Source organism: Paraburkholderia terricola (assembly GCF_003330825.1).
GTDB lineage: Bacteria > Pseudomonadota > Gammaproteobacteria > Burkholderiales > Burkholderiaceae > Paraburkholderia > Paraburkholderia terricola.
The window spans coordinates 1499275-1512087 of record NZ_CP024942.1; the positions used below are offsets into that span (position 1 = coordinate 1499275).

The 12813-nt window shown below is 60.7% G+C and carries 11 protein-coding genes; 4 read left to right on the forward strand and 7 right to left on the reverse strand.

Annotated features, from left to right (window positions below):
* Positions 1 to 133 precede the first annotated feature (133 nt).
* Entirely contained in the window at positions 134 to 1138 is a 1005-nt protein-coding gene (locus tag CUJ90_RS25250; RefSeq protein WP_090518810.1) for a DedA family protein/thiosulfate sulfurtransferase GlpE, read from the forward strand.
* 130 nt (positions 1139 to 1268) lie between these two features.
* Here CUJ90_RS25250 and CUJ90_RS25260 read toward each other — a convergent pair whose 3' ends face one another.
* The 6 genes from CUJ90_RS25260 to CUJ90_RS25285 form a co-directional block, all read right to left on the reverse strand.
* Positions 1269 to 1808, reverse strand: coding sequence for a hypothetical protein (locus CUJ90_RS25260; protein ID WP_208645287.1), 540 nt, complete (start codon positions 1806 to 1808; stop codon positions 1269 to 1271).
* Positions 1780 to 3330 (reverse strand): DHA2 family efflux MFS transporter permease subunit, encoded by a 1551-nt coding sequence (locus CUJ90_RS25265; RefSeq protein ID WP_114164143.1) that lies wholly within the window; start codon positions 3328 to 3330, stop codon positions 1780 to 1782. Before CUJ90_RS25265 ends, CUJ90_RS25260 begins: the two co-directional genes overlap by 29 nt.
* A 105-nt stretch (positions 3331 to 3435) precedes the next feature.
* On the reverse strand, positions 3436 to 4749 hold the full coding sequence (locus CUJ90_RS25270; RefSeq protein WP_073430688.1) for an HlyD/EmrA/EmrK family protein: 1314 nt from the start codon (positions 4747 to 4749) through the stop codon (positions 3436 to 3438).
* 33 nt (positions 4750 to 4782) lie between these two features.
* Positions 4783 to 6300 carry an efflux transporter outer membrane subunit gene (locus CUJ90_RS25275; protein WP_114164144.1) on the reverse strand — a complete coding sequence of 506 codons (1518 nt, stop codon included), beginning with the start codon at positions 6298 to 6300 and terminating at the stop codon, positions 4783 to 4785.
* A 90-nt stretch (positions 6301 to 6390) separates the two neighbouring features.
* Positions 6391 to 6891 (reverse strand): lecithin retinol acyltransferase family protein, encoded by a 501-nt coding sequence (locus CUJ90_RS25280; protein WP_073430690.1) that lies wholly within the window; start codon positions 6889 to 6891, stop codon positions 6391 to 6393.
* 855 nt (positions 6892 to 7746) lie between these two features.
* Positions 7747 to 8772: a LysR family transcriptional regulator gene (locus tag CUJ90_RS25285; RefSeq protein WP_073430691.1), complete on the reverse strand. Its 1026-nt coding sequence runs from the start codon at positions 8770 to 8772 to the stop codon at positions 7747 to 7749.
* 601 nt (positions 8773 to 9373) lie between these two features.
* Here CUJ90_RS25285 and CUJ90_RS25290 point away from each other — a divergent pair.
* The 3 genes from CUJ90_RS25290 (at position 9374) to CUJ90_RS25300 (ending at position 12024) form a co-directional block, all read left to right on the forward strand.
* Complete coding sequence (locus tag CUJ90_RS25290) at positions 9374 to 9874, forward strand: Ohr family peroxiredoxin (RefSeq protein WP_073430692.1); 501 nt, start codon at positions 9374 to 9376, stop codon at positions 9872 to 9874.
* A 398-nt stretch (positions 9875 to 10272) separates the two neighbouring features.
* Positions 10273 to 11028: an SDR family oxidoreductase gene (locus tag CUJ90_RS25295; RefSeq protein ID WP_073430727.1), complete on the forward strand. Its 756-nt coding sequence runs from the start codon at positions 10273 to 10275 to the stop codon at positions 11026 to 11028.
* 123 nt (positions 11029 to 11151) lie between these two features.
* Complete coding sequence (locus CUJ90_RS25300; protein WP_073430728.1) at positions 11152 to 12024, forward strand: hypothetical protein; 873 nt, start codon at positions 11152 to 11154, stop codon at positions 12022 to 12024.
* Positions 12025 to 12185: 161 nt separating this feature from the next.
* Here CUJ90_RS25300 and CUJ90_RS33645 read toward each other — a convergent pair whose 3' ends face one another.
* On the reverse strand, positions 12186 to 12314 hold the full coding sequence (locus tag CUJ90_RS33645; protein WP_268802005.1) for a hypothetical protein: 129 nt from the start codon (positions 12312 to 12314) through the stop codon (positions 12186 to 12188).
* Positions 12315 to 12813: the final 499 nt, after the last annotated feature.

The following is a 12813-nucleotide window of genomic DNA, read 5'->3' on the forward strand; positions in this document are numbered from 1 at the left end:
CCGGCAGTTCGCTCCTGGCGTAGTGTGCCCGAGCAAGTCCACTGCGGCGACATGCGGTTTGCCGCATTGCTGGTTCAGGTGGCGCGATGAACGATCTTCAAGACGGGTACATGCAAGCCACAAGGAGAGCACCATGATGTCGCATGAATTGATCGCGCGGTACGGAATCTTAGTCGTATTTCTGAATGTGCTTGGCTCCTCGCTCGGCCTGCCGTTGCCTGTCTTACCGACATTGATCACCGTTGGAGCCAGCACTGCGCTCGCCATGAACCTTGCGTCATCCACGTACCTTAATTTCGCGACGATACTAGGCTCCGCTGTGATCGGCGGCGTGCTGGGCGACCTGGTCTGGTTCCAGGGCGGCAAGCGATACGGCGAGCGCACGCTCCATACGGTTTGCAAACTGTCGCTCTCGCGCGAAACGTGCGTCAGGAAAACGGAGCGCTTCTTTGGACGCTGGGGCGTTCGCGTGCTGATCGTGGCGCGCTTCGTACCTGGCTTGTCGCTCGTTGCCGTGCCGCTGTGCGGTGCGATGGCCGTCAGATTGCGTTCCTTTGTCTTGCATGATTGCGTGGGCGTTGCGCTGTGGGCATTCGTCGGACTGGCGATCGGTGCGCTATTCGCGTCGCAGATCGATGTGGTTTTCGTACTCATCTCACGTCTTGGCTGGCAGGCGTTGATCGTGATCGCTACCGCGCTGATGCTTTACGTGTTGTATCGATACTGCCGGAGAATCATGCTGGCGAAAGCCCTCGAGAAGGCCCGGATCAGCGTGGCCGAATTGCATGCATTGCTCGCGAACAATCCGCGGCCAATCCTTTTGGATATTCGCTCCGCCGAGCGGCGAATGCTCGATCCGTTTGTCATTCCAGGCGCAGAGTTTGCCGATGAACAAAAACCGCGGCAGATCGTGGAGCGCTATGGAGCGAACCGGACACTCGTCATCTACTGTTCGTGTCCAAACGAAGTCTCTGCCGCATGGATGGCCGGGCGGTTGCGACAGGCCGGTGTCAAGCTTGCATTGCCGCTTACCGGCGGTATCGATGCGTGGCGCCTGGCGGGCTTCGACGTCGAGCCGATAATAGCGGTGAGCGACGCTGCAATCAGCGAAGAAGAGACAAAACTTTTCGCGCATTGATTCCAGGGGGTGTCGAAAACTTTGGCCACCCCGCGAATCGAAAAAATAAGGCTGTCAGCCCGCGTCCGCACGTGGGAATTCAAGGTAGACGGTCTCGCCCAGCGGCGCCAGCCCGTCGCGCTGCATACGTTCAACGACTATATGACAGAGCACACGAGAGCAATCGATCTGGTGTGTCTGACGACGAGAACGACGTTATCAGCGGGCGAATGATGACAGTAAGGCGATTCGCGACGTGAGCTAACCGACCTGCGCGACTGAAGCTCTCGTGCGACTGTGTATGACGTGCTCGCGAGGAGCGCCCCGCCGTCACGGCGACAGGGCACGGTCGGTTTCGTCCACTATAACGATGCGGCTTATCGCCCACCGGGGGGCAGGGACCTCCATGGTTGCCGTCAGCTCCTGCCGCGCCGGTGTTCTGGAAGTCGTTCGTGCGGGGATTGACGCCGATGGGCAAACGGGACGGAGCGTTGCCGGCGCCTTCGGGCAGTTGTGCGGCGGCTGCGGGAATGTTGTAGACCGTCCAGTGCCGCAAGTACGGGTGACAGGTCTCCACCGGTACAGCCGAAGACGTTGAGCACGAACCTGCGGCAGACAAAAGACAGCAGATTAGCTTCCCCGGGTATGCGAGGCGGTCCTGCTCAGTGAGCGCCGGCCGCCCCGCCGCCACCCTTGCCGGGCTTGGTGAGCCAGACCAGCGGAATGATCACGATGAAGATCATCGACGAGAGCCAGAAGATATCGTTCAGTCCGAGCATCGCGGCCTGGGCATTCTGCAAATATTCGAAAAGCGCCGCCGCCTGATCCAGGCCGCCGCCGAGCGTCGCGTGGAGGTTCGCGACGGCGCTCATATAGTCGGGGTTGTTCACGCTCGACTGTTCGGCGAGTCGTGCATGGTGCAGGATCGTGCGATCGTTCCAGCCCGTGGAGATCAACGACGTGCCGACGCCGCCCGCGAACACGCGCACAAAGTTGGACAGGCCGGCGGCCGCCGGAATCTTGTCGGGTGACAGCCCGGACAGGATGATCGCGGTAAGCGGCGTAAAAAACAGCGCCATCGGAATGCCTTGCAGCAGCGTCGGCAGCACCAGGCTATAGGGGTCGACGCTCGCCGTGTAATGGGAGCGCATGAAGAACACGCCCGCAAAGCCGAGGAAGGCCAGCGTCGCGAGCACCCGTGCATCGGACTTCGGCATGATCTTCGCCATCACCGGTGCAAGCAGCACGGCGAAGATCCCGAGTGGCGCCGTCACGAGACCGGCATCCACCGAACGATAGCCTAGGTAGCCCTGAATCCATTGCGGCAAAATCACGAGATTCGAGAAGAACACCGCATACGCGACCGAAATCGCAATCGTGCCGCCGCGGAAATTGCGCATTGCGAAGAGGCGAAGATCGACGATCGGGTTCTTCTCCGTGAATTCCCAGATCAGGAAAAACAGAAAGCTGACCGCCGCGACGACCGCGAGAATGCAGATCACAGGTGAGCTGAACCAGTCGAGATCCTTGCCCTTGTCGAGCATGATCTGCAGCGACGCCACCCATGCGATCAGCGACAGCAGGCCGACCTTGTCGATGGGAAGCTTGCGCGTCGGCGTCTCGCGGTCGCGATAGATGATCCACGTCACGGCGGCGGCGAACAGGCCAACGGGAATGTTGATATAGAAAATCCACGACCAGCTATAGCTATCGGTGATCCAGCCGCCCAGCGCAGGACCCGCAATCGGCCCGACCGTGGCCGTCATCGCCCACAGCGACAGCGCCGTCGCGCTTTTTTCCTTCGGATATGAGCCGAGCAGAATTGCCTGCGAAAGCGGAATCAGCGGACCCGCCACGGCGCCCTGCAACACGCGTGAGGCGAGCAGCACGATCAGATTCGGCGCGACGCCGCACAGCCACGACGAAAACACGAATAGCACGATGGCGGCCACGAACAGCCTGATCTGGCCGACGCGCTGCGTGAGCCAGCCCGTCAGCGGAATCGCGACGGCATTGGCCGCGGAGAACAGCGTGATGACCCACGTGCCTTCGTCGACGGATACGCCGAGGTTTCCCGAGATGGTTGGAATCGCAACATTGGCAATGGATGAATCGAGCACGTTCATGAACGTCGCGAGCGCGACGGCGATTGTCGCAAGAACCAGCTTTGCGCCTGTGAGCGGCGGCGGTGCAAGTTGCGTCGAAGGATTCATCTTGCTTCCAGTCTGAAGTTTTCGACAGGTCCGGCGTGTCTATCTGGCCTGTCAGACGATTGAATGAACCGGAACGCGACTGCCCGGTGCGCTCCGGGATGCGATCTAGCCGGCGTGCTGTGTAGTGCCGCTCTGGTCGCTTGCATCGCGCTTTGCGGGAGGCGTCGACAATACGACGTTGCCCGTGGACCCTGCATGCAGAGGGACGATGTTCCGCGCGATGATCTTCTCGATCTCGGCATCTGCCTGCGCGCCGTATTCGGTAAAGACATCCGTGCGATATGACGTGTTCATGGCCGCGCCGAGTTGCCGTCCCGTGTTGCCGCGCGTATCCACATCGACATCCATCGACAGACCGATGCGCAGCGGATGCGCTTCGAGTTCTTTCTGATCGAGCTGGATGCGCGCGGGCAGACGCTGGACGATCTTGATCCAGTTGCCCGTCGCGTTCTGCGCGGGCAACGTCGCAAAAGCGCTGCCTGTGCCCGCCGAGAAGCCGACGACGCGGCCGTGGTACTCGACCTTGCCGCCATACACATCGGCAGTCAGCGTGACGGGTTGACCGATGCGCATGTTGCGCAACTGGCTTTCCTTGTAGTTCGCATCGACCCACACGCCGTCGAGCGGCACGATCGCCATCAACGGCGTGCCCGGCGACACGCGCTGGCCGACCTGCACCGAGCGCTTCGCGACATAGCCGGTGACGGGCGCGGGCAATGTGTTGCGCGCATACGCGAGGTAAGCGTCGCGTACTTTCGACGCGGCGGCTTGCACGTTCGGGTGCTGTTCGATCGTCGTGCGGTCGGTCAGCGCGCGATTGGCTTCCGCCTGTTGACGCGCGGCGTCTAGCGCGGCCCGCGCGGCCGTCACGGTGTCGCGCGCGTGCGCGATGTCCTCGGCCGAAACGGCGCCCGTATCGGCGACGGCCTTGCGGCGGCGCAAATCGTCCTGCGCGCGGGCCAGATCGGACTGCTTCTGCGCGACGTTCGCTCGATAGAAATCATTGTTCACGTACAGGCTGCTCACCTGACGCACGGTCTGCCCGAGCGTCGCTTCGGCATTGCCGAGCGCGACTTTCGCATCGGCGCTGTCGAGCGTCACGACCGGGTCGCCCGCCTTTACGATCTGCGTGTCGTCGGCATTCACGGCGACGACGGTGCCGGCCACCTGGGGCGTCAGTTGCACAAGGTTGCCGCTGACGTACGCATCGTCGGTCGATTCGTGGTAGCGCGCATAGGTCATGTAGTAAGCGCCATAAGCCGCCGCCGACACGACGACAGCCATGCCCAGCAGCGCGAGCAGCGTTTTGCGCTTGCCTGTGTCAGGTTCGTTTGCAACGGAATCTTTCGTCGGTGTCGCGTCATATTTAGCGCCCGTTGCTTGCGTCTTTTGGCGCTCCGTTGCGTTGATTTCGCTCATTTCAGGTCTCCGGCAGATTGGGTGGGCAGCCGCTCAGCGCGCGGCAACGACAGGCGTGTTGGATGCGGACGCATCGGCGCGCGGCGGCGCCGCGGAGTTCGCGTTCGACGTGTCGACGAAACCACCGCCCAGCGCGGAAGCCAGCGCGATCTGCTGGTCACGGCGGCTCATGCGCAGATTCGCAACGGCCTGATCGGCGGAAAGCGCGTTGACGTCGGCGTTCAATACGGTCAATTGATTCGTCAGGCCCGCCTTGTATTGCACTAATGCGAGTTTGTAGGCCTGGCGCGCGGCGTCCTGTGCCGCCTGCGCATCGACAAGCTGTGCGTCGGTCGAGCGCACGTCGGCCAATTGCGTCGCCACTTCGCTCAGCGCGGTCACGAGCGCCTGGTTGTAGGTCGCGACGGCATGGTCGAAATCGGCATAGCGGCCCTTGAGCCTGGCGCGCAACTCACCTGCGTCGAAGATCGGCAGATGGATGGCGGGGCCGACGGATGCCGTGCGGCTCGCCGCCGTCAGGAAGCGGCCGAAGCCGAATGCGTCGAGCCCGATCGCAGCGCTCAGATTGATGTCCGGATAGAACTCGGCCTTCGCTTCCTTCACGTCGTGCGTCATCGCGTCGACGCGCCACCGCGCGGCCACGATGTCCGGGCGGCGGCTTACGAGATCGGCGGGCAGGTTGTCGGGGAGCTTCACTTCGTCGGCGATGCCGAGCGTCGGCCGCGCGATCCGCAGTCCGCGATCGGGACCGGCGCCGAGCAGCGCGGCGATCTGATAGCGCGTCGTGAGGACCTGTCCGTCGAGCGACGTCAGCGCGGCGCGACTCGTCGCGAGATTGGCCTGCGCGGTCTTGCGTTCGACTTCCGTATCCAGTCCCGTCGCAATGCGCCCTGCAGTGATGCGGTCGATCTGCTCGCGATGCGTGACTTCCTGTTGCGCGATGTCGCGCAAGACATACAGGCGTGCGAGCTGGTTGTACGCGCGGGCAATCGATGTTGTCAGCGTCAGCTTGACGACTTCAGCATCGGCCCGGCTTGCCTGAAGTTGCGAGATCGCCGCCTTCAGCGCTTCGCGGTTCTTGCCCCACAGATCGAGATCGTAGGAAGCAGTCAACAAGCCCTTGTTCTCCGTCTGCCACGAGCCGCCATTCGGAGGCGGCACGAGCGCCGTGCCCGAGTACTGCTGGCGCGTGAGCGAATAGTTCGCGTCGATACGCGGCAGCGTGCCGGCTCTCGCCGTTTCGCTATATGCGGAGGCGGCTGCCACGCGGGAATGCGCCTGATCGAGCGTCGGGCTGCTCGTCAGCGCTTCGTCGATCAGCGCCTTCAGTTGCGCATCGCCGAACTGATCCGCCCAGTTGGCTGCGGGCCAATGGCCCTGTTCGGCAGGAATGCTTTGCTGCGTTGCATACTGCTGCGGATCGGCCGTTTTTGCGTCGCCATGGATTCCCGCGTAGTTCGCACAGGCTGACAGCACCGCGGCAACCAGCACCGATACGCCCGCTTTCAGTGCGCGTGAAGCGCGCCGTTCGGTGTTTGACTGAATGCTCATTTTCTGGCCTATCAGATCGTTGAGTAAAAGCGTTCCCCGTAGAGAATCGGGGTACACGTCCGGTGCGACATCGACGACACGCGGTACGACCTAAACCGTGACGGTCCCGGCGAGCCGGTTTCGCGCGGTCACGAAGGGCATCCATTCCGCTCTCGCAAGCGCGACGAGCGTCTTGATACCGGTCCATGGATTCCTTAGGCATTGGCGTACCTGCTCACTCCGCCCGACACCTAGAACACACCATGTGCAGAAGTGTTCGCAGTTATTGGTCAGCAATCGATACCGGTCTTCGCCGAGGCGGGACCTGGCCCTCTCCACCGCATCAAATCCGGTATAAATGGCGTCTGGTTCTGACTGAACCTTGATCCCTTTTCCTGCTGCAAAGGCGCGCAACGGAATATATTCAATGGGGCGCCGTTTCGCGGAATGATGAAAGCCTCCGTAGTGAATAACCAGTCCATTCCCCGCATAAATTCCGTGGTGTGTGTAGCCTTCGCGTTCACTAATAAGATGCGTACCCACCGCGATAGCGCGTTCTGTGCTGGTCGGCTCAGGGGAAGTTACGAGCCAATCGACATGTGGAGTTTCCATGGCGTGCCACCGATGTCATATCCGTGATGAATTCAGTACCTTCCCCGGATCGAAGACAAAGCGAGTCTTTCCGAGGGACTAGCCTCAGGAAAAGCGATCGCCTCATCACGGTGGATTGACATTCACTCGCCGCCGACAAATCGGCGGTCAGGAAGATCGGGGCGTGCGGCCACCCTCGAGCACATTCCGCGAATCGCCAGTCAAGTTGGATGGTCAGCTTGCCAGCCGCATCATTCAGACCTCGTGCCTCGCTGGAGACAGACGATCGGATCTGGAAGGCCTGTATGAGACTTCAGAAAATGCCGCTGAACGAGACAGCAATTGCGAGCCCGACACTGACCGCGGAAAGCATGATCCAGCCTACAAACACCGACAGGGGTCCGGGATGAAACATGGCGCCCTCCACTAACGATCTCAACGATCGTCAACTCAATCGATCACGAAGCCATGTCGGAATGGTAGGTGCCGCGTCCGCGTCGCGGTAGATACGCACCAGACCACTCACTGTTGCCGCGTAGACACCAATAGGTGCGGCCGCGGTAGCCGCGGTGTTGCCCTGAGGTCAGCGAGGCTGAGCGGCACCTTGGTGGAAACTGGCGGCCAGGCGGATGATTGAGGCAGCGCCACGATACGGACGCACTGTGGCCTTCAACGCAACGTTTGAAGGCGCAAGGGTTCAAGGTGGACTGCAATGGGTATTTCGTCGACTATCAGGATTCTTCGTGGACGAAGGTTGTTGAAGCCTTCAGGCGGCCATCATCGCCGTCAATATTTTCGTTCGAAGTGGGTGGCGTTTGCGACCGCGAAGCACATCCACAATGCGATCGCACCGCTTATGGCGGTGCATGAATAGCTTCACGCCTGATGCTCGCGTTCCAGATAGTCTGGATTGAATTCTCCCAGACAAAGCGAGTTGAGCGCCCGAATCTGCTCCGTCATGAAATCGACAAACACGCGAATGCGTGACGGCAAATTCTGTCGGCAGAGATAGCAGATGTAGTGGCCCCGATCGTCCGGCACGTTGTGCCTCAAGGCCACGACGAGTTCATTGCGCGCGATGTAATCGCGTATCTGATATCCCGGCATCTGGGCGATTCCGCGACCTTCCAGGACTGCCTGCAATACCAGGTCCGCGTCGTTGAAAGTCAATCTGGCGGTTGGCAAATACTTTCGCATGCGACCGTCGACCTTGAAATCCCACTCGAAGACGCGACCGCTCAATCGCAGATTGATGCAGTCGTGCTGCGCCAGATCTTCCAGCATAGATGGCAGCCCGCGCTCTTCGGCATAGGCGCGGGAAGCGCAGAGCACCATCTGCATTGGAATCAACTGTTTCGCAATGATGCTTGAGTCCTCGATGCGTCCATCGCGAAACGCAACGTCGATCTGTTCAGCAGCGAAATCGGCTGGCCTGTCATCAAGGCTCAGATCTACCGCGATATCAGGGTAGAGCTCGGAAAACTTGAAAAGCAGCGGAGCAACCACCTTGCGTCCAAATCCAACTGTCGAGCGAATTCGAATGAAGCCACGAGGCGGACCCTGGCGAAGGTCCAACATGTCATTCATTGCCTCGACGATATGGGTCACGCCCTGGTTGCAGTTCTCGAAGAACCGTTCGCCCTCCTGCGTCAGGTTTGTGGTCCTTGTCGTTCGGAGAAACAGACGCGTGCTTAGCTGGGTTTCGAGCTTTTGAACATTTCGGCAGACGGCCGAGCGTCCGATCCCCAATCGTTCACCGGCTTTCGCGAAGCTTCCCTCGGTCGCGACCGCCATGAACGCGATGATCCCTGCGTAGCTCGTCGCGAAACAGGTAGACAGCGCATCAGCGTTGTTGGGTAAGCCAACGCGGAAGCCTCGCTGCGATGTATCCGATTGATCCATTGATGGCCCCACTACTGACACATGAACGGATAAGCCGTTCGAGGCGCCGGTAATGCGTTCTGGCGCGGACAACGACTCTCCTGTTGCAGCGATGAAGTGACCGGGATCGACGCTTTCCTTCCGCTCAGTCTCACCTCGATCTTCGTGCAGCCACGGAAACCGGATGCCCGACTATCACCTGGCGGAATGGCCGCATTCCGCATGCGGCGCGGTCACGCTAAAGTCTAGCACTTGCCTGTTGCAACCAATTGCCGAATGGAGGCGGTCTCGTCTAGTCAACCGCTTCGAGTGCGTGACGGTGCGCTCCCGTTTCACGCGGCCATTTGGATTGTCGCCGAAACGGAAACATCATGTCTCCTCGTGCGACGCTACCGTTACCATCCACGCTCATCTACCATAGTGCGGGATTGTACCGTCGCGTAAGGGAAAACAGGTGGCAGGACGCTCGACTGATTTACTATACGATCGTTCGTTCCATGCAGTTCGTCCCGCCCTGGCAGACGGTGCTTGATCCCGCAGGTGCAGCGCGCTTCATATGGCAGGCTTCGGCGGATCGACGACTGAGAGCCGGAACGCGCATCACCAAATTCGAGACCGCACCATGGACGACAAGAAGCTGCAAGCCCCCCCGCTTTCCCTCCTCGACAGGTATCGGGGCCGGGATTTTCATCCGCTGTATACAACGAGTGTCACCGTTTCGGGCGGCGAGACGGGACACGGTCGCGCATCCGGCGTCGCCCGTTCGGATGACGGAAATCTCGTCGTCGAACTGCGGCTCCCTACCGAGTTCGGCGGACCCGGTAATGGGACCAATCCCGAGCAGTTGTTCGCGGCGGGGTTTGCTGCGTGTTTTCACGGGGCGCTCAACCTGATCGCAAAACGCGCGGGAATGGAGATCAACGACATCGTGGTGGAGGTACAGGTTTCGTTCGGTCGCGATCCCATGGATGGCGGTTATGCATTGGTCATTGACCTCCGTGTCAAGGTGCCGGGCGTTGACCGACGCATGGCGGAAGAGATGGTCCGAACAGCGGAACGCCTATGTCCGTATGCAAAGATGGCTCGGCAAGGGACTGTCAATATCGTGACCGTTGTCGACTGAGTCAACGCCCGTTGTGCGGCAGTTTGATCTGTCGATCCCAGCCTTCCGGGTAAACAGCAGCCCATTCGCCAAGGTCTAGGCACCGACACCACGCCAGATCCAGGTACGGCCTCGACGCCCAGCGAGTCGAAGGCCTCAGATACGTACGGCCGGGGATTGGGACCGAGGTCGGGACCAATCTCGTCCTGAGGTAGCGACCTCATCTCTTTGATTGGTGCCGGGCGGGCAACGCCGTGTGTCTGGTTGCGTGCCTACCGCAACAGGTAGCACCCGCCTATGATCGTGACGTGCTTTCACGAGCGTAGCGCATGCTCGGGGCAGCCAGAAATCCCTGATCTTTCCTCAACTGCATTCGAGCCCGAATGGCGCATCGAGTGGTCGATAAAGGACAGCAAATCATGAAAATCGTCGTCATCGGCGGCACCGGCCTTATCGGCTCGAAGGCCGTCGCCATTCTGCGCCAGAACGGCCACGAGGTCGTCGCTGCCTCGCCCAGGAACGGTATCAACAGCATCACTGGAGAGGGGCTCAAGGAAGCCGTGGCCGGTGCGCAGGTGGTGATCGATCTCGCCAATTCACCATCGTTTGAAGACAAGGCGGTGCTGGAATTCTTCGAAGCTTCCAGCCGCAACCTTCTCGCGGCTGAGGCCGCAGCGGGCGTCCGACATCATGTCGCGCTATCCATCGTCGGAATCGACCGGACGCCCGCTAACGGCTATTTCCGCGCCAAAGTCGCGCAGGAGAAGCTGATCGAAACCTCCGGCATTCACTACACCATCATCCGCTCCACACAGTTCCTGGAGTTCCTCGGCGGCATCGCCGCGTCAAGTGCGGACGGAAACGTAATCAGGGTTTCGCCGGGCCTGTTCCAGCCCATCGCGGCCGACGACGTTGCGGCGATCGTTGCCGACGTGGCACTCGCGGCGCCGCGAAACGATATCGTCGAGATCGCCGGCCCGGAAAGAGCGCCGTTCAACGAAATCATCGCCCGCTATCTGAAGGCGGCCGGCGATCCGCGCGAGGTCGTGAGAGACCCCAAGGCCCGGTATTTCGGCGGGCTGGTCGAGGAGCAGTCGCTCGTGCCGTTGGGCGAGGCGCGTCTAGGCCGCATCGGTCTCGACGAATGGCTGCGCCACTCGCAGGCGGGAGCCTGAGAACATCACGGGCGCCCGCGTCCAGTCCCGCCCGGGCGCTCGCATCGCGGATTCGCCTTGGTCTAACGCCTTCCAGGCGGCCAGTTCCGTCCCGTGATTGGTCGCCGCGACTCACTAACCATCATGCGTACCATTCAGATCCTGCTTCAAACGACCATCCTGCCCTGCAACGACGACTGGTCGATTGCGCGATTCAGCCGCCTGGCGGAATTACTGCGGACGTATCAAGATCCCAAAGGGCGCGTGACGTTCAATGTCGTTGCTCGGGACCGCGAGCAGCTCGGGCAGCCGGACCCGATTCTTTCCCGTCTCGATGAGACCGGGTTCGACGAGTTGTGGTTATTTGCCGTTGACGAAGGCGACGGTCTGACCTCGGCGGATTGCGAGGGAATCACGCGATTCCGGCGCGCGGGTCGCGGCCTGTTGGTCACGAGGGATCACATGGATGTGGGGAGCTCACTGTGCACTTTAGGCGGAGTTGGCAAGGCGCACCGCTTTCACACGCGCAATCAGGATCCCGACCACTCCCGGCGCGTGGCCGACGACCCGTTCTCAACCCACATCTCCTGGCCCAATTTTCACTCGGGCAGAAACGGAGACTTTCAGGAAGTCACGATCGTTGGCCCCATACATCCAGTATTGGCGGACCCCGATGCTCCTGGCGGCGCAATCCGGTTCCTGCCAGCACATCCCCATGAAGGCGCCGTCGACGTTCCTGACGACGAACCAGCTAGAGTGATCGCACGAGGCAAAAGCAAAGTAACAGGAAAGAGTTTCAACCTTGCAGTCGCATTCGACCCTTCTGTCCGGGGAGGTCCCGCCGTCGCTCAAAGTACTTTTCATCATTTTGCCGACTACAACTGGGACGCGCGACTCGGTTGTCCGAGCTTTGTGAGTGAGCCTCCCGGAACCGGAATGCAGACCGAGCAGCAAGCCCTGCGGGACGTCCACCGCTACTCTGTCAATCTCGCGCTGTGGCTGGCTGGCGCTCTCTGAACCTGTCATTCGACAGTTGAAAGAAGCGGTTTCCGTCGATGCCTATATCGAGCTGCCGGCAGGTTTCCGTGAACGCAGCGCCTCTTTCGTGAGAGAGAACCCGCAACGCATGCCGGTCATGCCAGCCGCAAGCCGGATGCGCGTGCCTGCCGGCAGCGCGATCACTTCAGGCATTCCTGCAGGAGCGCTTTGGCGCGCTCGGCAGACAGGCCGCGAATCTTCACGCGCCGCTTGCCGATTTCCACCTCGATCTCGCACACGGGCGCCGGCATCGGTATGCTGCTGCTCATTGCTTCCGATGCTACTGTCGGCTCCGGCGCCCGAAGTACCCATGCCGGGTCGCCTCGGGAAACGGTCGGACCGAGCCGCTTACTTGCAGTGGAATCGTAGAGCTTTACATCCGGCTCTATGGTAAAAATTCACGCTCAGCTTTCTCCAACCGCTCGTCGATTCCCATATCGGCAATCTCGTACCGGCCTACCGTCCATCTCTTGCAGCAACACCACCCCATGAAGTTACTGATGGCACTGACACGACACCTTTTCGTGAGCTTAGGCAACGCGCTGCCCAGGTACGACCCTTTCAATCACATCCGTGCTTCGCTATACCGCAGGGCCGGCATGTCTATTGGCAAAAACGTGACGATCGTCGGGCCGTTGACCGTAGAGCGGAGCTTGAACGAGGAAGCAATTCGCGGCATCTCGATCGGAGACCGGACGTATCTCAACGCTAATACGCGCCTCGCCTGTCGCAACAGCCGGATCTCGATCGGCATCGACGTGCTGATCG